23 protein-coding genes, 1 pseudogene and 1 riboswitch are annotated in these 20,412 nt (G+C 33.4%); all 24 genes and pseudogenes read left to right on the top strand.

Annotated elements, in window-relative coordinates; all coding sequences use genetic code 11:
- Window position 1: 1 nt before the first annotated feature.
- Window positions 2-241: pseudogene (tnpA, locus tag TA89_RS08065) on the top strand (IS200/IS605 family transposase); the annotation flags it as partial.
- A 36-nt stretch (window positions 242-277) separates the two neighbouring features.
- Entirely contained in the window at window positions 278-526 is a 249-nt protein-coding gene (locus TA89_RS19275) for a CPBP family glutamic-type intramembrane protease (RefSeq protein WP_082023880.1), read from the top strand.
- Window positions 527-1,265: 739 nt separating this feature from the next.
- Window positions 1,266-1,424, top strand: coding sequence for a hypothetical protein (locus TA89_RS18230; protein ID WP_156120028.1), 159 nt, complete (start codon window positions 1,266-1,268; stop codon window positions 1,422-1,424).
- Between the two features lie 139 nt (window positions 1,425-1,563).
- Complete coding sequence (locus tag TA89_RS08060; protein WP_242850105.1) at window positions 1,564-1,911, top strand: hypothetical protein; 348 nt, start codon at window positions 1,564-1,566, stop codon at window positions 1,909-1,911.
- Window positions 1,912-2,215: 304 nt separating this feature from the next.
- Entirely contained in the window at window positions 2,216-2,632 is a 417-nt protein-coding gene (locus TA89_RS08055) for a hypothetical protein (RefSeq protein WP_040212384.1), read from the top strand.
- Window positions 2,633-3,109: 477 nt separating this feature from the next.
- Entirely contained in the window at window positions 3,110-3,856 is a 747-nt protein-coding gene (locus tag TA89_RS08050; RefSeq protein ID WP_040212382.1) for a hypothetical protein, read from the top strand.
- Between the two features lie 16 nt (window positions 3,857-3,872).
- Complete coding sequence (locus TA89_RS08045) at window positions 3,873-5,006, top strand: hypothetical protein (protein WP_040212380.1); 1,134 nt, start codon at window positions 3,873-3,875, stop codon at window positions 5,004-5,006.
- Window positions 5,007-5,293: 287 nt separating this feature from the next.
- Complete coding sequence (locus TA89_RS08040) at window positions 5,294-6,175, top strand: endonuclease/exonuclease/phosphatase family protein (RefSeq protein ID WP_040212379.1); 882 nt, start codon at window positions 5,294-5,296, stop codon at window positions 6,173-6,175.
- A gap of 149 nt (window positions 6,176-6,324) precedes the next feature.
- The gene (locus TA89_RS08035) at window positions 6,325-6,546 is read left to right on the top strand and encodes a DUF6199 family natural product biosynthesis protein (RefSeq protein ID WP_052447373.1); all 222 of its coding nucleotides are present in this window, start codon (window positions 6,325-6,327) and stop codon (window positions 6,544-6,546) included.
- Window positions 6,547-7,265: 719 nt separating this feature from the next.
- Entirely contained in the window at window positions 7,266-7,928 is a 663-nt protein-coding gene (locus TA89_RS08030) for a ferredoxin-like protein (protein ID WP_040212378.1), read from the top strand.
- A gap of 41 nt (window positions 7,929-7,969) precedes the next feature.
- Entirely contained in the window at window positions 7,970-10,072 is a 2,103-nt protein-coding gene (locus TA89_RS08025; protein WP_040212375.1) for an aldehyde ferredoxin oxidoreductase, read from the top strand.
- 85 nt (window positions 10,073-10,157) lie between these two features.
- The gene (locus tag TA89_RS08020; protein ID WP_147590095.1) at window positions 10,158-10,724 is read left to right on the top strand and encodes a hypothetical protein; all 567 of its coding nucleotides are present in this window, start codon (window positions 10,158-10,160) and stop codon (window positions 10,722-10,724) included.
- The gene (fdhD, locus tag TA89_RS08015; RefSeq protein WP_040212372.1) at window positions 10,711-11,454 is read left to right on the top strand and encodes a formate dehydrogenase accessory sulfurtransferase FdhD; all 744 of its coding nucleotides are present in this window, start codon (window positions 10,711-10,713) and stop codon (window positions 11,452-11,454) included. Before TA89_RS08020 ends, fdhD begins: the two co-directional genes overlap by 14 nt.
- Window positions 11,455-11,476: 22 nt before the next feature.
- The gene (locus TA89_RS08010) at window positions 11,477-11,662 is read left to right on the top strand and encodes a twin-arginine translocase TatA/TatE family subunit (protein WP_040212370.1); all 186 of its coding nucleotides are present in this window, start codon (window positions 11,477-11,479) and stop codon (window positions 11,660-11,662) included.
- Window positions 11,663-11,675: 13 nt separating this feature from the next.
- A complete protein-coding gene (gene tatC / locus TA89_RS08005; protein WP_207642848.1) occupies window positions 11,676-12,416 on the top strand; it encodes a twin-arginine translocase subunit TatC in 741 nt (246 codons plus the stop codon).
- Window positions 12,393-12,509: riboswitch (molybdenum cofactor riboswitch) on the top strand. Its footprint overlaps the gene before it by 24 nt.
- Window positions 12,510-12,543: 34 nt before the next feature.
- Complete coding sequence (locus tag TA89_RS08000; protein ID WP_040212366.1) at window positions 12,544-13,371, top strand: ABC transporter substrate-binding protein; 828 nt, start codon at window positions 12,544-12,546, stop codon at window positions 13,369-13,371.
- A gap of 13 nt (window positions 13,372-13,384) precedes the next feature.
- Complete coding sequence (locus TA89_RS07995) at window positions 13,385-14,056, top strand: ABC transporter permease (protein WP_040212364.1); 672 nt, start codon at window positions 13,385-13,387, stop codon at window positions 14,054-14,056.
- The gene (locus TA89_RS07990) at window positions 14,053-14,748 is read left to right on the top strand and encodes an ABC transporter ATP-binding protein (protein ID WP_040212362.1); all 696 of its coding nucleotides are present in this window, start codon (window positions 14,053-14,055) and stop codon (window positions 14,746-14,748) included. Before TA89_RS07995 ends, TA89_RS07990 begins: the two co-directional genes overlap by 4 nt.
- Window positions 14,749-14,773: 25 nt before the next feature.
- On the top strand, window positions 14,774-15,262 hold the full coding sequence (locus TA89_RS07985; protein ID WP_040212360.1) for a MogA/MoaB family molybdenum cofactor biosynthesis protein: 489 nt from the start codon (window positions 14,774-14,776) through the stop codon (window positions 15,260-15,262).
- 27 nt (window positions 15,263-15,289) lie between these two features.
- On the top strand, window positions 15,290-16,516 hold the full coding sequence (locus TA89_RS07980) for a molybdopterin molybdotransferase MoeA (RefSeq protein ID WP_040212358.1): 1,227 nt from the start codon (window positions 15,290-15,292) through the stop codon (window positions 16,514-16,516).
- A gap of 23 nt (window positions 16,517-16,539) precedes the next feature.
- Window positions 16,540-18,447: a molybdopterin biosynthesis protein gene (locus tag TA89_RS07975; protein WP_040212357.1), complete on the top strand. Its 1,908-nt coding sequence runs from the start codon at window positions 16,540-16,542 to the stop codon at window positions 18,445-18,447.
- 9 nt (window positions 18,448-18,456) lie between these two features.
- Entirely contained in the window at window positions 18,457-19,413 is a 957-nt protein-coding gene (gene moaA, locus TA89_RS07970) for a GTP 3',8-cyclase MoaA (RefSeq protein ID WP_040212355.1), read from the top strand.
- A 1-nt stretch (window position 19,414) separates the two neighbouring features.
- Complete coding sequence (gene moaC / locus TA89_RS07965; protein WP_040212353.1) at window positions 19,415-19,891, top strand: cyclic pyranopterin monophosphate synthase MoaC; 477 nt, start codon at window positions 19,415-19,417, stop codon at window positions 19,889-19,891.
- A 1-nt stretch (window position 19,892) separates the two neighbouring features.
- A complete protein-coding gene (locus tag TA89_RS07960; protein ID WP_040212350.1) occupies window positions 19,893-20,327 on the top strand; it encodes an MOSC domain-containing protein in 435 nt (144 codons plus the stop codon).
- The last annotated feature ends 85 nt before the right edge of the window (window positions 20,328-20,412 follow it).

Below are 20,412 nucleotides of genomic sequence, written 5' to 3'. Positions count from 1 at the left end.
CATAGTCTTTGCACCAAAATACAGAAGGCGAATAATATATGGCCAGATTAAAGCGGATATAGCAGTAATATTGAGACAGTTATGTAATCATAAAGGGGTAGAAATAATAGAAGCAAATGCATGTAAAAACCATATACATATACTTGTAAGTATACCACCGAAATTAAGCGTGTCACAATTTATGGGATACTTGAAAGGAAAGAGTACACTTATGATATTTGATATACATGCAAATATGAGAGTGAATATTAAATTTTTACTAATAACCTTTATATAGATATTAATATATAAAGGGATACAGGTATTTTTTTTAGGATTTTATATTATAAATTCATATGATAGTTCGTATTCTTTATTACTTAAAGTACTATCTTTAACATTATATCCTTCACTATATGAAGAGATACTTTTCAGATTTATTGCTATAGGAGCTATTAAGTCCTTCAATTTAGATGATATTAAAACTAACATAATTCAATCCTTACTTTTTGGATTGACACATATTTTTACTTATTTATTAGGTTGAATCGGAATAACTTATGCTATATTAGGTATGGTTATATGAAAACTAAATCATTAAGTTATAGTATATTTCTCAATACATTTTATAACTTAATTTAGTATTATGATTAAATAATTGTAAAATCAAATTTTGTAGTATTTAAAATTATTTGAAAAGGTTAATTTGGATTTATACCCTAGTTTATACCCTAGATAGGATAAATTTATATTACTTAACATAAACTGAAATAAATACTTAAAGTGAGTAGTATAAAGGTATTGGAATTCATTTTGAATTATAATAAACCATAATAAATGTTAAAAATCAACTCCGAAGGTCGGGGTTAGAATCCCTCTGGGTGCGCCGTGCAAAAAGACTTAAAGAGATTAGGCAGATACTTGCCATTCTTTTTAACTCTTTTTTTAATAGTTATAGAAAGTGAATTTATTTACAAATAAAGTAAAAATATACATTGTGCGGAATTATAATTTAAGAATGTATATTAAAGTCATTATATGAAATACTTCGTAAAAGAGACAAATGTTCTATATGTAGTAGTAAGAAAGTATCAAGTTTTCAGAAGATTACTTATGCATAGAATGTTATAATCAGTGTGAGAATCATGTTAAAATTTCAATAAAGGTTAAAAGTATTATATCTGTAAAGTCTCCTATAGAGGCTAACCAAAAAAATATGGAATTATTTAAGGATTTTAATACAACAAAAAAATTGGGGATGTTGAATTTGGTGAAGAAAAAAAGCAATGGCTCGTGCAGATGGATTCTTCGGCAACAAAAAGAACCCTAAGAATTATAATTTTGAAGATATATTGAAATATGAGCTTTTAGAAGATGGAGAAACAATAACTAAAGGTGGACTAGGAAGAGCAGTAGCTGGTGGCTTTTATTCTCTAGGGGTGTAGAAATACTGATGAACAGAGAATGGAGATAGAATAATCGAAAAAATGAGTAACAAACATTATCTGTTTAATTACGGAAAATAGTTACGTGGATTAATCATTGTATTTATTGTGTGAGGTGGATATAAAAATGGAGTTAATTATGCAACCTACATTTTCCACTTGCGGACAAGCGTGTATTGCCATGATTACTGGTAAAACAATAGAAGAAGTGATAAAAGATATGAAAACTGATGGTCCAACAAGTATTGGACAATTAATAGAAATACTTGATTACTATAATATAAAACATGCTGAAAAGAATGTAAGAATTTCAAAGAAAAATCCTATTTCATCAGAATACTCTATTCTCACTGTGCATACAAATGGAGGTTATACTCACTGGGTGCTGTATTATAATGGGAAGTACTATGATCCAGAGTTTGGGTTAATAGAAGGTAAGTATACTAAAGGCAAAATAACTTCTTTTTTTAGTATATATGATGGTTGAGTTCTGTCAGGATTATGAGGATAACTTGTAACTGAACAATTTCTAATTTGTATAGGTGAGTAAACGAACATAGCATAAAGTTAATGTAATTCACATTCTTCATAAATTAAGAAAACATACGTTGATGGGTATAGCATATATAGAATTATCTTAACTAAGCTTGTAGGGGAGTCTGGTTATGGATCCCCTAAAGTAGATCGTCTTTATGCAGTAGAAGGTGTTTTGTGGATTTTATATTTAATAAAGCTGCTTCAGAAGGGTATACTTTCAATAAATAAAAGATGAATTAGGAGGATATATAACAATGAAGAAGCGTACTATAATCATTTCTAGTACTTTGCTAATATTTATAATAATCGTGACTATTTTTAATAGTAACAAAACATTAGCTAAATTAAATTCTCCAGATTCTACCTATCAAATAATAATTAAATATAAGCCTCCTTTTTTAAAAGGAACATTTAAGATATCAATTTATTATAAAGAAAAGAGCTCTTTAATAAAAGAACACTTAAACGATACTAATATTTTTTATGATGGAGCACATTTAAGTGATGGCAATTATCATATCTCATGGGAGAACAATATAGCAACTCTAACTCTTACTGGGGATTCTATTTTAGAAAGTAAAGAATTCATTATAAATATGTTAACTGTACCCAAAATAACAGAAGTTAAAAAAGACACAAGTTCTATAATGTTACAATCTAATTTAATGTAATTTAGAAAAAGTGCGTAGATTATAAGCGCGCTTTTTTAATTGTGTAAAGTGAAACCATCTAAACTTGTTAGTGTATGCTCTGATGGGAGGGGGATTTTTACAGTAATGAGTTAGAACTAGTTAATAAACATAGTATTAGTGGAAAATTGTTAAAGAATATCTGGCAAGATATTGGATTATATTCAATGTGATAAGTACTTACTTAAATATGGAGTAGGTGCTTTTATTATACCTGAAGGGTGCGAGCAGTAAATTTTTTATGTAAGATACCCTCAAAAGAATCATTTGAAGTGCTTAAATAGGAGGAGCAGAAGCTATTATTATGGATATTTAAGAGAAAAAGTAATGATAATTTTATCGGTAAAGATTAGTTGTAAATAAATATTTAATTGCAAGAAAATAGGGAATAATTAAGTTTCAAATGGAATATATGGAATTATAGATAATGATAATAATATTTCTTTTATAGGGGGTTGTATGAAAAAAATACTAATAACAACTATTTTGCTAACATCTCTTTTATTCAGTGGTTTTTCAGCAAAAGCCGGAACTAATGCTAAGCAGGATATATTGAAATTAACACCGGGAATGTCAATTGAGGAGATTGACAAAGCTATTAAAGAAGCCTCTAATTCACTTGGAAAATCAGAGGTTGAGATTACAAGTCAAATTTTAAATGAATTAAAAGTTCAAAAAAACCTTACTGAAAAAGAAAGACTGAACAATAAATCAATTTCAACTCGAGGAAAAGGTGATGGAGCAACTTATACACTAGGGGCAGCGAAATATAGTGGTGATGTATTTTATGAGCCTGCAAGCACATTTTCAGTACAACATGGACATGTAGGAATATATTGGACGTCTGATATAATCGTTGAATCAATGCCTGCTACTGATGGAAATCCTACTAATGGAGTTAGAAGTTTGAACAGAATAAATAAGAAAGTAGAAGGAGGCTCATATATATTTACTTTCTCAGGAGTATCTAAAGATATCCAGAATAGGGCTTCTAATTGGGCTTATGGAAGAAGAGGAGAAAAGTATTCTTATAATTTTGCAACAAATAGACTAACATCATATTATGGGGATAAAAATTGTTCAAAATTAGTATGGTCAGCATATATGGTTGAGGCAAACTTAGATTTGGATCAAAATGGAGGTTTAGGTGTATACCCTAAAGATATTTTAAATCATAGCAAGTCTAGTATATATAAATCCTATTAAACTATTAGAGGTGCATATGAATAAAAAAATAACTATTAGCATCTTTGCAGTGGCTTCAGTAATAATTATAGTTATAATACTATCTATAATTATTAAAGGTAATAAATTAGGAAGTGGTAAAACAGAAGATGAATATTGGATTGCGTATTTCGCACCATCCTATACATCTATTTCATACGGAAATACTGATGCCCAAATTATAAAAATTGATAAATTAGGGAACGTTGAGATTTATGAAGAAAAAGCATATCCATTTTCGCAACTTATAAATTATAAGGATAAAGTACTATATCAAAGCAATAAAGGAATAGTTTGTCTAAATTCTAAAAATAATATGGATAACGTTGTATCAGATAAAAATACCGTAGGTTATAATATGGCAGATATACTTGAAAATAAAGATTTGTTCTATTTTCTATTAAACGAAGCCTTTAAAGATGACTATTATTCTTCTAATATAATTATAGGTAACGAAGAAAAGCAGACATTACATCAGATAGAAGGCTTTGTAAATAGTTATGGTGATGATGGAGGAAATATCTATTTAAATACATCTGATATGAAAAACAAGTATTACAAGCAGATTCAGAAAATTTCTATAAATGGGCAGGAAGATATCAGCATTAAGAAAAATGATATTATTCTTGATACAATAATAAACAGTAACAATAAAATTATAGTTGAAGGCGGATATATATATAATTTCTGTGTTAAAGAACATCATGGTATCAGTATGTTAAAAATCTCTTCAGATACATTGGAATTAAAATCAGTATCAGACTTAATTAAATTTGATTCAGAAGAGGATAATGATAAATTTTATCCCATATCACCTAGTTCTATATTTTATAATCAAGGGAAAATATATTATCCTATGCTTGGTGGAGAGGTATATAGCTTTGATATAAAATCTAATAAATTTATAAAAGAATTTTCTATAAAGGATTATAGATTTAATGTAGATACAAATATTTTAAGCTTTTACAGCAATACTGATTCGGAGATATATTTTCTGTATTATGATAAGGAAAGGAATAAATATTGCTTAAACATTTATTCTTTGGAGGGTGGTTTAAAAGATAAGATTTATTTGGATAAATTAAATGTTAAATCAAAAAATTATCCTCATTCTTTTATAAAATCAAAATAAAAAACAGATAGGATGGTTAGCTAAAGGTTCACTTTAAAGTGATGTGGCAGCCATTCTTTTTTGCATTTCCATATTTGTATTCTACAAATTTATTTACTGTAGCTGAAGATAAAGATGTTTTATATTTTGGACTTTTTTAATAACTTTGATTCATCAGTTTATATTATAACAATTTGTTTCCAATAAAAGGATTTTTAAGTGTGTTTATTATACTGGTTTTATACATATATATTATATTGAGTGAATATATGGTAAATATGTATACAATCATTTTATGTGGGGTAAATATGTTAATCAAAAGAAATATAAGTGTGTTATTAATTGTAATCATTTTAGGAATAATCGCATATCAGCACAAATATGTTTTTTCATTAATAAATCTCAGCTGTGATATTATTACTGGCGGTAAGGTAGGAACTTCAGGCAGCAATAAGGATATAGGAAATAATCATATATCCAGAACACAGTTAAGAGTTGCTACTTTTAATATTTGTTCAGGTTATAATTTATTTGGTAAGCCAATGGATTTATCAGGAAGAAGTAGGGATTATTTAATTGAGGGGGGATTCGATATAGTTGGGCTTCAAGAGGTTAGACAGAATTCTCCTGCTTATGGGACTACAAAAGATCAAATAACAACATTAGCACAAGATACCTTCCCATTTAAAAGATTTTATAATTCAACTACAGTAGAAGATACTGCGGATTATGGATTGGGTTTGTTATCAAAATATGAAGCGGTACGTCATAATCAATACACATTACCTAACCACGAAGCTTCTGAACCTAGAATATTAACTCAATCAGAGGTGTTTATACGTGGCAAAAGGATATTTGTGTTTGTTACGCATCTGGAATGGAATTATGATAGTTATAGGCAAAAACAGATGAGTTTTATTAGAGATAAATTGGATTCATTAAAAGGACAATCGTTTATAGTATTTGGAGATTGGAATGTTAAGAGTAATAGTGAATATAACATTTTTTCGGATTATAAAATAGTAAATGGTTATAATAATGTATGGTACAGTACATACAATAAAACCGCTGATGGACTGAGAACGTTAGATAACATCATACTTTCTAATGACTTTAAAATTAATAAAATCGATATGATTTATACAGAGGATTCAGACCATAGTGCGTTGTATGTAGATTTAGAGTTTTAAACTTAATAATATATTCGATGATATTTTTAATGGGCATTACACCATCTGCTTTTATTTATATACAAGTAAATATAAAATTATATAAAAATGTGATATAATTTTATATATACAAAATATTATGTTTTTTAATAAGAAGCAGGTGAACTACTATGAAATTATATGAGATATTTCTTTACACTACTACACTTATAATACTTGGACTAGCAATGCTGTTTAAACCGGAATTATTATGGAAAATAGAACATTTTCTTACTACTAAAGATGGAGAGCCATCGGATTTTTATGTTGCATCTATGAGGATAGGCGGAGTGTTATTTGCACTTATTGGAGTAATAATGTTAATTTATGAATTATTATCTAAGCTTTTGTAATAAATATAATTATATAATTATTTAAAGTTGTTTTTATAATTCAGAGTAGCACTAGAAAAGTAAAGGTTTAATATACATATTTTTTGATTGGATTTTATAGAATAAGTAGGATTAATATAGATTGATTAAGTATAAGGTATCTTTTAAGATGTCTTATACTTTTTTATTTTTATGAATCTTAAGATAATATCTATTGTTTAAAGTCTTATGGATTCATTAGAATATTAACTTGAATCAGAGAATAATATTATTTAACAGTATTTTTAAGAATATTTATAGAAATTATTTAATATGAAATTAATTTTATTGTAAAAAGTGTGCGTTGTTAACAATAAGTTAAAATATTGATAATATAAAAAAACATTTTTTATTAAAATAGTAATTATACAAAAAAGGATGACATAAAATGTAGAATATATTTTAATAGTTTTAAAAATATGTTAATATGAAACAAATCGTTAAATAATATACTTAATTGTGCTAAAATTCCAAGAGAATATTTTTGGTGAAACTCTCTTTTTATTGCTCTGAAAAGGTTTAAACAACCGAAAATTCTTATTTTTTCCCTATGAACATATAATATATACAAATGTTTTTAAAATATTATATTTAAATTTAAGTTTATAGTGACGATTTTTGTATATAAATGATTGTTAATTAACAATCATTTATAAAGATGACAATTGTAATGGTTATAAAATTTATTAGGAGGAGCGCTTATGTCAGAGGATCCAAAAAACTCAATACTTGAAAGAGAAACTACAAGACGTGAATTTTTAAAGCTGACAGGAAAAGGAGTAGGAGGAGCAATATTATCTTTTTCTATACTGAGCCTCTTTGGCTGCGGCAATGCAGAGGATGCAGCGGGGTTCCCTTTAGCAAAAGGACTGTTAATTGCAGATAGATCAAGGTGTACAGGCTGCCAAAGATGCGAATTAACCTGCTCTGCAATTCATGAAAATAAGGTGCAACCTTATATTTCTAAGGTTAAGGTTAGTAGAAACTACAATTATGGATTAAATGGACCGAAAATATCCTATGAAAAAGAGGATGGACAGTTTGGAAATCTTCTTATGTCGGTGGAAACCTGTAAGCAGTGCAGAGAACCCTTCTGTGCAAATGCATGCTCTGAGAAAGCAATATTTTTTGATAAGAAAAATAAGGGCGCAAGAGTAGTTGATAAAAGTAAGTGTGTAGGCTGCGGAGCATGTACCAAAGCCTGTCCCTGGCATCTGCCTACAGTGGATCCAGAAACAAATAAGTCTTCTAAATGCAAGCTCTGCGGAGTTTGTGCTTCAGGATGTCCAACAGGTGCATTAAGGCTTATCCCATGGGAGGATGTTAGAGTTGCAATGGAGAGAAAGGGTTATATATTAGGATAACTAGTAAAAAGGAAGGAAAAATAATGATTAGGGGGTAAACCATGGCGGACAATTACGGATGGGCTGGTAAGATTTTAAGAGTAAATCTTACTTCAGGAAATATAACAAAAGAAGATACTGTTAAGTATAAGGATTTTATAGGAGGAATGGGAATAGGTTATAAGGTAATCTTTGACGAGGTGCCTGCAGGGACAAAGCCTTATGATGAAGCCAACAAATTGGTTTTTGCTGCAGGTCCATTGACAGGTTCAGGGGTTCCCTGCAGCTCCAGGACTAATATAACATCTCTCCTTCCCAGTAATCCATATTATGCGGTTTCAGACAGCCATATGGGCGGTAACTTTGCGCCTATGATGAAGTATGCAGGCTATGATGCAATAGTTATTGAAGGAGCTTCTAAAAAGCCTGTTTATTTAAAGATAGAAAATGATATGGTTTCTATAGAAGACGCTTCTTTTATATGGGGAGAAGGAATTAAAAGAGCAACTGCGGAAATAGCTGGAAGAGTAGGGAAGGAATTCGTAGTTGCTGCTATAGGTCAGGCTGGAGAAAACATGGTTAATTTATCGGTTATCATGAACAGCGGCTCCCATTCTGCTGGAGGTCATGGCGGGATTATGGGGTCAAAAAAGCTTAAAGCTATAGCGGTAAGAGGTACCGGATCAGTTAAGATGGCTGGAAATGGACATGATTGGTATGACCTTAATCAATATATGCTTAAGGATATAATCGGAGCAAATAATCAGCATGTGGTGCCAAGTACTCCACAACCCTGGGCTGAATTCAGCGATAAGGGAAGCAGATGGACAGCAAGGGAAGGACTGACCTGGGGAGCTTCAGAGAATAAAATTGAAACCGGTGAATGCAAGGCTAAAGAGATAAATAAAATCGGTCTTAGGACTATGAAATCTGTTTTTGACTTAGGTGCTGTGGCAGAAAAATATACCGTGAGGATGGGTGGCTGCCAGTCCTGTCCTGTTAGATGCCATATACAGCTTAATATTCCTCAGTTAGAGAATTATGGCGTATCCAGCCATGTTGCTAATACCTGTATGGGCTTTCACTCTCCCGGGGGAGTTATGATTAAGGGGATTGCTGACCAATTTGAGAAAGGCGACGGCAATATGATAGGCAAGGCTCTTGGTGCTCAGCTGGCAGATGATTACGGAGTATGGTGCAATTATGGAATGATAGGTAAGGACTTAAAATATGCTTATGAAAAAGGAATATTAAAAAAGGTATTACCTAAAGAGGAATATGACAGTATTCCTTGGGATAAGCTGGAAAACAAGGATCCTTCCTTCTTAAAGGAATTTTATAAGCGTGTGGCATTTAAAATAGGTGAATTCAGCCATATTGCTGACGGTACCTATTGGATAGCACAGCGTTGGAATTTTGGACAGGATTTTTGGGATGACTATGCCTATGGAATATGGTCTCCATTAGGATTTCCAAAGCATCACAGCAATGAAGCTGGTGCTCAGGTTGGTGCAATTATTTCGTCTATGTTCAACAGGGATGCTCAATCTCATTCTCATATGAATTTTATAGGTTCGGGACTGCCTATCAATATTCTTAAGGATATAGCCAAAGAAATCTGGGGTTCAGGGGATGCTATAGATCCTCCTGCCAATTATACCCCTATGAATGAGTATAAGGCTAAATTTGCAAAGTGGAGCATCATCAGAAATTGTTTATATGACGCTTTAACCTTATGCAATTGGATGTGGCCAATGGCTACTTCCCCTGTAAAGGATAGGAATTATCGTGGAGATACAACCCTGGAATCAAAGTTTTACAACATGATAACAGGAGAAAATCTCACAGAGCAGGAATTGGACTTGGCAGGTGAAAGGATTTTTACCCTTCACAGAGCTTTAACGGTAAAGCAGATGGGAACTACGGACATGAGAGGAAAACATGACTTAATATGTAAATGGGTATTTGATTCTGACCCGGATAAGCAACCCTTTACTCCTGGAACTATAAAAATGGACAGAGAAGATATGAAGAAAGCCTTTACTATGTTTTATAAAGAGATGGGCTGGGATGAAAATACCGGTGCACCTACAAGGGTAACCTTAGAAAAATTGGGTATGAAGGATGTAGCTGATGAATTAGAAAGGTTAAGCCTGCTGCCATAGCAATTAATGGGGATAAGGTTAAGCAGAGATATAGTATTGCTTTTAGCTGCTTAACCAGTTTTCCAGGGAGGAGATGTCTTTAAAAGTGTCAATTAATAAAGATTTAGACGTTATCAATGAAGAAAGGCTTAAGGAGACAGTGGAGCATATCAGAGAAAGCTCCGCTAAGGGCAGATTTGTTAAATATACTTCTCTTTATCAGGAGCCTATAAGTCTTAATGATAGAGAAATTGAAGGGTTTATAGAAGCAATTGATTCTCTTCCCGATTATGAAGATATTGCTCTGCTTAAAGGCAAAGAGGAAAAGTACTATTATTCAAGGGAAAAAATGACTGAATCTTATGCGAAGATGGTTTATAGAGTAGAGGAAAATGACCTGATAAAGCTTATGGCAGAAACTATAAGAAGAGAATCAGAGATATATCCAAGACCCACTGCAGTTAGTTTGTTTTACGAAAGACCCTTTTCTTTTAGCGATGAAATGATAAAGACCTTTGTTAAAAATATACAGGAAGATGCACAGTTCAGTGACATCAAAGAATCAAAAGCAACTAACGGAGCATTGTACCTATATTCTGATAAACACCTTACAGAAGACCATGCAAAGGCACTGACTGAGTGGATTGAGGTTATTCAATATGAGAATCCTTAAAGAAAAAGAGGAACAGCTTTTAAAGTTCTGTGAAGAGGCACCGGTGGAGTTAATAGTTAACAATACTAAACTGCTGACATTTATGTGCACTCCTAAGAGTTTAAAGGAACTGGCTGTAGGATACTTATTTACCAGTGGAATAGTTAGCAGTCTTGAAGAAATATATACTCTTGGAGCCTGTGACGATATGAAAAAAATATTCATAACCCTTGGCAAGAATGTCTTAAAGGAGGACTTTCGGTTAAATACCGTCTTAGCCAGCAGCTGCGGCAGTGGAGTGCAGTTTACTGAAGACTTTTATAACAAAGAAATAAATAATTCTCCCTTTTCTGTTAATATGGAGGATTTAAAGGGATTAGCAAAGGAGATGTTTTCAGAGGCTGAAATGTATAAAAGTCATGGAGGAGTACATTGTTCCTGCATTGTTGATGGGAAAAAGATATTAGCTTTAAGGGAAGATGTTGGAAGGCATAATGCAGTGGATAAGTCAGCAGGGAAGTCTGTGCTTTTAGGGGTTGATTTTAATGATACGGCTCTCATAAGTACAGGGAGAATATCTGCAGATATGATTCTCAAGGCTGTAAATATTGGAATTCCCATAATTGCTACCAGAAGCATTCCAACATCCCTTGCTTTAGATATAGCAAAAAGATTTAACATAACCCTTATTGGGAGAATAGCATCAAGCAGACCAGCAGTATATAACGGAATTGAAAGAGTTGAACTTTGATTATAAAAAAGGAGTGATTTAAGTGTTCGGCAGAATAGGCGCATCAGAATTAATATTAATATTATGTATTGCCTTGGTGATTTTTGGACCTTCTAAGCTTCCTGAAATAGGAAAATCCTTAGGGAAAGCGATAAATGAATTTAAATCCTATTCAAATAAATTAACCAAAGATATTGATTCAGAGTCTGATAAAGATGATAAGAAGTAATGCAGAGAGAAAATTGAAAAAGGTAAAAAAAGATAAGAATACTTTAGTAGGGCATCTGGCTGAACTCAGAAAAAGACTTATTATATGTGCTGCAGCTCTTATAGTATTGAGTTCTGTGAGTTATATGTATATAAAGCCTGTAGTTATGGAAATCTTAAAGCCTGCAGGAAAATATGAGTTTATTTATTTAACACCATCGGAGCTGTTTCTTAGTTATATAAAGCTTTCCCTTATTGCCGGAACCACTTTAGCAGCTCCTATTATATTCTTAGAAATTTGGATTTTTATAAAGCCGGCATTAAAGAAGGAGGAAAAAAGATATATATTTTTGTCTTTAATGGGAGGAAGTTTACTGTTTTTAATAGGAGTAACCTTTGCTTATAAGGTTGTGATTCCTTTTACCTTAGAATTTTTTTCAAATATGAACATCGATGAAGTTAAACCCATGATATCCTTCCAAAGCTATATAGGTTTTATAACAACGCTTATATTATGTTTTGGTATAGTTTTTGAACTTCCCATTCTCATGATACTTTTAACACAGTTTGGCATTTTGAAGGTTAGATTTTTGAAGAAAAACAGAAAGTACATCATATTAATAGTCTTCATAATTGCCGCTATAATAACACCTCCGGATATAATATCACAGGTGCTTATAGCAGGGCCAATGCTACTCTTATTTGAGTTTGGAGTCGTGCTTTCAAAAATAATTGAAAAGAAAAAAAACCGTGGTAATACAGCTCTCCGATCTTGATGTTCTAAGGCTTAGGCTATGAAGATCAAGACGATGGGTCCGTCTAGAAATTGACGTGCCTCCCTTTTGGAAAGGAGATAAGCTTATGGCTTTCTCCTTTCATGTTTAAATATGAAAGGAGTTTTTTATGTTAAAAAAATCAATATTAATAATAGCAGTAGCTTTAAGCGCCTTGATTGGAGGCTGCAAGGGAGCTCCTGCCGAGGAAGTAAGGGACATTATCTTAGCCACCACTACAAGCACTGAGGATTCGGGACTTTTGGATTATCTTCTTCCGGAGTTTAAAAAGGATACTAAAATTACCGTTAAGGTAGTATCTAAGGGTACCGGTGAAGCAATGGAGATAGCAAAAAGAGGGGATGCTGATTGTATATTAGTACATGCTAAGGAGAAGGAAGTTGAGTTTGTAAAGGAAGGACATGGAGTAAAGCGTTTTGATGTTATGTATAACGACTTTATCCTTGTAGGTCCAAAGTCAGATGAAGCTAAGATCAAGGAAAAAGCAAAAAATAATCCTGAACTTGCCTTTAAACTTATTTCAGAGTCCAAAGCAGCTTTTATATCTAGAGGAGATGAATCAGGAACTCATACGAAAGAAAAGAACCTATGGAAAACCTCAGAAATTAAGCCCTCTGGAGAATGGTACATTTCAGCAGGAAAGGGCATGGGGGCAGTTCTCCAAATGGCTGATGAAAAAGGCGCTTATACTTTAACTGACAGAGCCACATACCTTTCAATGAAGGACAAGCTTTCTCTTGAAATAGTCTGTGAAAAAAATGATAAGCTATACAACCAATATGGTGTTATTAAGGTAAATCCTGAAAAACATAAAATAAATGATAAAGAAGCACAGCAATTTGTAGACTGGATTATTTCAGATAAAGTTCAAAAGCTTATACGGGATTTTGGTAAGGAGAAGTACGGTGAATCCTTATTTATACCTAACGCAAAATAACAGGTGGTATTAAATGGAGTGTTTAATAAGAATTAATAAGTTGCTAGAGAACATAGGACCTGTAATACTCATGTCTTTAAAGGTATCAATGAGTTCTGCATTAATAGCTTCAGCAGCAGGTATATCTTTAGGAGTACCTGTTGCTTTAAAAAATTTCACACTTAAAAGACATATAATTAGAGTTTCAGACACATTAATGAGCATGCCTCCAGTATTGATGGGGTTACTTGTTTATTTGCTTCTGTCAAGAAGCGGTCCTTTAGGAGAGCTGAGGCTTTTATTTACTCCTACAGCAATGATAATTGCTCAGAGCCTTCTTATATTTCCTATAGTTTTTGGTCTCACCGTGAGCTACTTTTCTAAAAGTGCAGCAGAAATCAGAAAAATATGCTTAGCTCTTGGTGCGGAAAATAAAGATATTTATATAACAATAATAAAGGAAGGAAAAGGCTATATCCTGAGTCTGATAGCTTTGGCCTTTGGAAGAGCAATTTCAGAGGTAGGAGCTGTTATGATGGTAGGGGGAAATATAAAAGGTTATACCAGGGTTATGACAACCTATATAGCCTTGGAAACCGGTAAGGGGAAATTTGGTGACGCTATAATTATCGGAATTGTACTTCTATCCATTTCCTTTTTGATAAATTATCTTCTTAATAAAATTAAGGAGGATAATGAACTATGAGGGTAACTATAGACAGCTTAATAAAAAAATATAATGAAAAAACCGTCCTTAACATTGATAATCTTACTATAGAGGAAGGTAAGATATATGGAATTTTAGGACTTAATGGAAGTGGAAAATCCACTTTAATACAATGCATTTCAGGCCTCATACCCTTCGATTACGGGAAAATATTCTACAACGGCCAGGAAGATATACATCCTGTGAGAAAGTCGATATCTGCATCTCTTCAAGGAAATAATCTTTTTAATAGAACAGTGTTTGAAAACATAATTTGTGGTCTTGAGTACAGAAAAGCATCAAAGGAATTAATCAAAGAAAGAACTGATAAATATTTAAGATATTTTAACCTTCAGAGTTTTTTAAATAAAAACGCTAAAACCCTTTCCGGAGGAGAAGGGGCTAAGGTTGCTCTTCTTAGAACTGCTGTCCTGGAAACTGAACTTACCTTCTTAGATGAACCTACTGCAAGTATGGACATAGAAAGCACCTTTCAGGCAGAAGAACTTATAAGGTATATGGCTCAAGGAAAGAAAACGGTGGTAGTAGTTACTCATGATATATTACAGGCAAAAAGAATTTCAGATGAAGTTATTTTTATGGACAAAGGTAGAATTTTAGAGATGGGGTTAGGAAAAAAGGTTCTCAACAATCCGGAAAGTGACTACTTAAAGAAGGTTTTTAATTTATAAATTCAAGTGAGTAAGGAGTATGTTTATGATTAAAGCTGCAGTTTTAACAATTAGTGATAAAGGGTCTATGGGATTAAGAGCTGACGAAACAGGACCGGCAATTATAAATGCTTTGGAGGAAAAGTGTTATAAGGTTGAATATTGTAAAATAATTGCTGATGAAATAGATGAAATAGAAGAAGAGCTTAAATATATATGTGATGTGTTGAAAATCAATCTCATACTTACAAATGGAGGAACGGGCTTTTCTAAAAGGGATGTTACTCCTGAAGCGACAAAAGAAGTTATAGAGAAATATGTTCCGGGAATTGGAGAGATAATGAGAGCTAAATCCAGTGAATTCACCTCTAAGGCTATGCTGTCCAGAGGAATTGCCGGTATTAGAGGGGAAAGCCTAATAGTAAATCTTCCCGGGAGTCCCAAAGGGGCAATTGAAAATTTAGGCTTTATAATAGATACACTTCCTCATGGGATTGATATACTTACCGGAAATGCTTTTGAATGTGCAAGATAATTATAAGGATTATAGGGGGTATAGGCAGTGAATCTACTTAAAGTTATGGATATAAAGGAAGTTTTAGAAACTATAAGGAGCAATTTTTCAGAAGGTACCGTAAGTGAAAAAGTAGAGCTTTCTAGGGCTTTAGGAAGGATTGTCTGTGAAGATTTAATCTCTGAGGAAAATATACCTGGATTCAGACGATCTTCTGTAGATGGTTATGGTATTAATTCCAAGGCTTCAGCAGGAGCCAGTGAGGCAATGCCTTCACTTTTTAATTTAAAAGGTGAAGTGAAGATGGGAGAGACACCAAAGGCTTCAATCAAGGTTCCCGGAGATTGTATATATGTTCCTACAGGTGGTATGGTGCCGGAGGGAGCAGACAGTATAGTTATGATTGAGTATACTGAAAGCTTTGATGATGATACTATACTCATTAATAAACCGGCATGTCCCGGAGAAAATCTTATTGATGAGGATGATGATATAGAAATAGGAGAAACTATTATATCAAAGGGCACAGTTTTAAGAGCTTATGAGATAGCTGTGCTTTCAAGCCTTGGTAAAAAAGAGATTCCTGTCTATAAAAAATTGAAATGCGGTATTATTTCAACGGGAGATGAGGTGGTAATGCCTGATATAAAGCCTAAGCCTGGGCAGGTAAGGGACATAAACAGCAGTCTTTTAAGCTCTTTGGTAGAGCAAAATGGAGGGGTTCCCTGTGTATATGGAATATACAATGATGACATAAAGGAGTTAACCGATGTTATAGATAAAGCTGCTAAGGAATGTGATGTGGTGCTTATATCAGGGGGAAGCTCTGTGGGTAAAAAGGATGAAACCTTAGAGACTATAAATAATATGAAAGGCTCTAAGCTTTTGGTTAGAGGCATTGCAATAAAGCCTGGAAAACCAACTTTAATTGCAAAGATTAAGGAAAAAGTAATTTTTGGTTTACCTGGACACCCATTAGCTTGCGCGGTGATATTTAATACTTTTGTTAAGGAGTATTTCAATATAAAGTATACAAGCCATTCTATGGAATATCCCCTTAACTGCACCTTTTCTGTGAACTATCATAAGGCAAAGGGACGGGAGGAGTTTCTTCCTGTTAAGGTGGAGAATAGCCTGGGAGAACTTATTGCTGTACCTATAATATCAAAATCTGCCATAATGTCAGCCTTTTCAAGGGCCTTTGGATATATAAGAATTGAGAAAAATATTGAAGGAATAAACAAAGGGGAAAGGGTTCTTGTATATAAATTATAAATAAGAACAAAGGTGAAGGAACAATGGATAAGAAAGTATATTTATCGAATCATGAGCTTCAAGAAGCTTTAGATATTTATTTTAAAGAATTGAAGGATATACCTTTAGAGGCTGAAGAAATCAAAACCTGGGAGGCTTGTGGAAGGGTCACTTCTGAGGCTGTGTATGCTAAGCTGTCCTCTCCTCACTATAACTCCTCAGCCATGGATGGTATAGCGGTTTTAAGTCTTAAAACTCATGGAGCATCAGAGAAAAATCCTGTAACTTTAGAGGAAGGAAAAGATTTTATAACTGTAGATACCGGTGATCCTATACCCTCGGAATATGATGCGGTAATAATGTCAGAAGACCTAGTAAAGTCAGGCAGCAATAAGGTTAAAATATATAAAAGTTCAGCTTCCTATGAGAATATACGTCCAATAGGTGAGGATATAGTAAAGGAACAGCTTATAGTTTCCTCTAATCATAAAATAAGACCTGTGGATATAGGAGGATTAATGGCAGGAGGAGTAAACCGGATAAAGGTATGGAAAGCTCCTATAGTAGGCATAATACCTACGGGAACAGAGCTTGTGGAACCCGGTGAACCTCTAAAAACAGGAGATATAATTGAATTTAACTCAAGGGTGTTTTCTGCTGAGGTGGAGGAGTGGGGAGGAAAAGCTCGGAGATATCCTATTCAAAAGGATATATATGAAGATATAAGAGATAGGGTATTAAGAACAGTGGAAGAATGCGATGTGGTGATAATTAATGCAGGCTCCTCAGCAGGAAGGGAGGACTATACTTCAAGGATTATTGAAGATCTTGGAAAGGTTCATATCCATGGAGTATCCATTAAGCCGGGGAAACCTGTAATACTGGGAGAGATAACGGGAAAGCCTGTAATAGGAATCCCTGGCTATCCTGTGTCTGCTTATATCATCATGGAGTTTATAATAAAAAGACTTCTTTTTATGTATCAAGGACTAAGGTACAAGGCTTATCCAGAGATACAGGCTATAACCACCAGAAGAATTATGTCATCACTGAAATATTTAGAGTTTATAAGGATTAAGCTTGGTTTTATTGATGGCAGATATATAGCAACACCTGTGAGTAGAGGTGCTGGAGCTACTATGTCTCTTGTGGAATGTGACGGAATATTGGAAATACCTCAAAACTGTGAGGGAATTGAAGGAGGGAGCAAGGTAAAGATTAAGCTTTTGAAGGATGAAAGGGATATAAAAAATACTGTTGTTTCTATTGGAAGTCATGATCCCATATTAGACATAATAAGCACCATGATGAATGAAAAGGACAGGAGCTTATTTCTATCTTCTTCTCATGTAGGAAGCATGGGAGGAATAATGGCTATCAAAAAGGGTGAGGCTCATATGGCTCCTATTCATCTTCTAGATGAAGAAACTGGTGAATATAACATAAGCTATATAAAAAAATATCTTTCTGATAAAGATATAAATCTAATAAAGGTAGTAAGCAGAATACAGGGGATAATGGTAAAGAAAGGGAATCCTTTAAATATTAAGGAGCTTAAGGATATCTCTGAGAAAAAGGTGAAATTTGTTAACCGACAGAGAGGAGCAGGTACAAGGCTGTTTTTAGATTTTATGCTGAAAGATCTTAATATAAATCCTGAGGATATACTGGGCTATGACAGAGAGGAATTTACTCATCTTTCCGTTGCGGATTCTATAGCATCAGGAGATTCAGATGCAGGACTTGGAATTTACTCTGCAGCAGCTATGATGGGACTTGACTTTATTCCTTTAGGCCAAGAGGAATATGATATAGCGGTTCCAAGAAAATATATTGGCACTGAGGGAATTAAAAATTTTATTGAAGTTATAACCAGTGACGAGTTTATAGAAAAGATAAAAAGTCTTGGAGGTTATGATTATTCCAGGATTGGTGAGATTATTTCTGTTTAGGAGGAGCCTATGAAGGATAAGTATGGAAGAAACATAGATTATTTAAGGGTTTCCCTTACAGATAGATGCAATTTAAGGTGTATTTACTGCATGCCTAAGGAAGGGGTAAATCTTTTAAGGCATGAAGATGTATTAAGATTTAATGAAGTTATTAAGATTGTTAAGGCCTTTTCTTACTTGGGAATAAAAAAGGTAAGGTATACTGGAGGAGAACCTCTTATTTTAAAGGGTATAGAAGAGCTTATATTTGAAACCCGTAAGATTTCCTCAATAAAGGATATATCAATAACCACAAATGGACTTCTCCTCTATGAATTGGCAGATGACCTTAAAAATGCAGGACTTAACAGAGTGAATATAAGCCTTGATACACTGAAGCCTGATAGATACAAAGAAATCACCAGAGGAGGAGAGATAAATAAGGTTTTTAAAGCTATAGAAAAAGCTTTAAAAATAGGACTAGCACCCTTAAAACTCAATGTGGTGCTGGTAAAAGGTATTAATGATGATGAAATAAAGGACTTCATATATCTTACCAAGGAATTTCCTATAGAAATAAGATTCATTGAGCTGATGCCTATTGGAGAGGGGAAGGAATATTTTAAAAGGGGATATATTAAATCTCAGGATATATTAGAAGAATTTCCTGAATTGAAGCCTATAGATCACAATAATAAAATTGCAGATATGTATAAGATTAATGGCGGACGGGGAGCTGTAGGATTTATAAGTCCTCTCAGCTGTAAATTTTGTGAAACCTGCAACAGAATGAGACTTACATCTATAGGGACTATAAAACCATGCCTTCATTCTCAGGAGGAAATTAGCATTAAGGAATTTATGTATGATGAGGAGCAGCTGATAAGGGTTATAAGAGCTGCAGTGATTAATAAACCCTTAGAACACTTGCTGAATAGTGATGGAATAAGCAAAAGTAAAAGGCAGATGTATCAGATAGGAGGATAAAATGGTGCTTTCACATATAAATAATGAAGGAAGAGCAAGAATGGTGGATGTAGGATATAAGGAGGAAACAGAAAGGGAAGCAAGAGCCTTTGGAAGGATATCCATGAAAAAAGAAACCATTAATAGGATATCAGAGGGAGGAATCAAAAAGGGGGATGTGCTTTCTGTAGCTCAGGTAGCGGGAATAATGGGAGCAAAGAATACTTCCTCATTAATCCCTATGTGTCATCCTATATTTATATCTCACTGCGATATAAGCTTTAAAATAGACAGGATAAACAGCTGTATTGAGATTAATTCAATAGTTAAGACCTCCGGAAAAACCGGTGTGGAAATGGAAGCTCTAGCAGCAGTTTCCGCTGCAGCCCTTACTATTTATGACATGTGTAAGGCAATGGATAAAGGCATGATTATTTCTGAGATTATGCTCCTTAAAAAAACCGGTGGAAAATCCGGAGATTTTGAAAGAGAGGTATAGTATGGCTAAGGTATTGGCGGTAAATATTAGTGAAAAAAAAGGCGTTGTAAAAAAGCCTATAGAAAAAGGATATTTTCAGGCTGACCATGGACTGATAGGAGATGCTCACGCAGGAAAATGGCATAGACAGGTGAGTCTTTTAGGAAAGGAAAGCATTGATAAAATGACCGCCTTAGGTATAAAGGGATTGTGCACAGGAAAATTTGCAGAAAACCTAACCACTGAGGGATTAGAACTATACAAGCTTCCTGTAGGAACTAAAATGTCTATAGGTGAAACCATTATGGAGGTAACTCAAATTGGCAAGGAGTGTCATGGAGGCTGTGAAATAAGGACCTTGGTTGGGGATTGCGTTATGCCCAGAGAGGGAATATTCACTAAAGTAATTCAGGGTGGATATATAAAAGCTGGTGATGAAATTAGAGTATTAGAATGATATAGGATATTTATCAGTGTATATATAAAATAAGCTATATTGTTATAAATAAAAAGAACAGGAATATTCCTGTTCTTTTTATTTA

The sequence above is a fragment of the Clostridium polynesiense genome (assembly GCF_000820705.1).
Lineage (GTDB): Bacteria > Bacillota > Clostridia > Clostridiales > Clostridiaceae > Clostridium_AA > Clostridium_AA polynesiense.
This window is presented reverse-complemented; position numbering and strand designations above follow the sequence as displayed.

What these genes read in the sequence shown, in the direction of transcription:
- TA89_RS18230 (WP_156120028.1), top strand. Translation starts at nt 1,266, where the DNA reads ATGGCTCGTGCAGATGGATTCTTCGGCAACAAAAAGAACCCTAAGAAT.
- TA89_RS08060 (WP_242850105.1), top strand. Translation starts at nt 1,564, where the DNA reads ATGCAACCTACATTTTCCACTTGCGGACAAGCGTGTATTGCCATGATT.
- TA89_RS08055 (WP_040212384.1), top strand. Translation starts at nt 2,216, where the DNA reads ATGAAGAAGCGTACTATAATCATTTCTAGTACTTTGCTAATATTTATA.
- TA89_RS08050 (WP_040212382.1), top strand. Translation starts at nt 3,110, where the DNA reads ATGAAAAAAATACTAATAACAACTATTTTGCTAACATCTCTTTTATTC.
- TA89_RS08045 (WP_040212380.1), top strand. Translation starts at nt 3,873, where the DNA reads ATGAATAAAAAAATAACTATTAGCATCTTTGCAGTGGCTTCAGTAATA.
- TA89_RS08040 (WP_040212379.1), top strand. Translation starts at nt 5,294, where the DNA reads ATGTTAATCAAAAGAAATATAAGTGTGTTATTAATTGTAATCATTTTA.
- TA89_RS08035 (WP_052447373.1), top strand. Translation starts at nt 6,325, where the DNA reads ATGAAATTATATGAGATATTTCTTTACACTACTACACTTATAATACTT.
- TA89_RS08030 (WP_040212378.1), top strand. Translation starts at nt 7,266, where the DNA reads ATGTCAGAGGATCCAAAAAACTCAATACTTGAAAGAGAAACTACAAGA.
- TA89_RS08025 (WP_040212375.1), top strand. Translation starts at nt 7,970, where the DNA reads ATGGCGGACAATTACGGATGGGCTGGTAAGATTTTAAGAGTAAATCTT.
- fdhD (WP_040212372.1), top strand. Translation starts at nt 10,711, where the DNA reads ATGAGAATCCTTAAAGAAAAAGAGGAACAGCTTTTAAAGTTCTGTGAA.
- TA89_RS08000 (WP_040212366.1), top strand. Translation starts at nt 12,544, where the DNA reads ATGTTAAAAAAATCAATATTAATAATAGCAGTAGCTTTAAGCGCCTTG.
- TA89_RS07995 (WP_040212364.1), top strand. Translation starts at nt 13,385, where the DNA reads ATGGAGTGTTTAATAAGAATTAATAAGTTGCTAGAGAACATAGGACCT.
- TA89_RS07990 (WP_040212362.1), top strand. Translation starts at nt 14,053, where the DNA reads ATGAGGGTAACTATAGACAGCTTAATAAAAAAATATAATGAAAAAACC.
- TA89_RS07985 (WP_040212360.1), top strand. Translation starts at nt 14,774, where the DNA reads ATGATTAAAGCTGCAGTTTTAACAATTAGTGATAAAGGGTCTATGGGA.
- TA89_RS07975 (WP_040212357.1), top strand. Translation starts at nt 16,540, where the DNA reads ATGGATAAGAAAGTATATTTATCGAATCATGAGCTTCAAGAAGCTTTA.
- moaA (WP_040212355.1), top strand. Translation starts at nt 18,457, where the DNA reads ATGAAGGATAAGTATGGAAGAAACATAGATTATTTAAGGGTTTCCCTT.
- moaC (WP_040212353.1), top strand. Translation starts at nt 19,415, where the DNA reads ATGGTGCTTTCACATATAAATAATGAAGGAAGAGCAAGAATGGTGGAT.
- TA89_RS07960 (WP_040212350.1), top strand. Translation starts at nt 19,893, where the DNA reads ATGGCTAAGGTATTGGCGGTAAATATTAGTGAAAAAAAAGGCGTTGTA.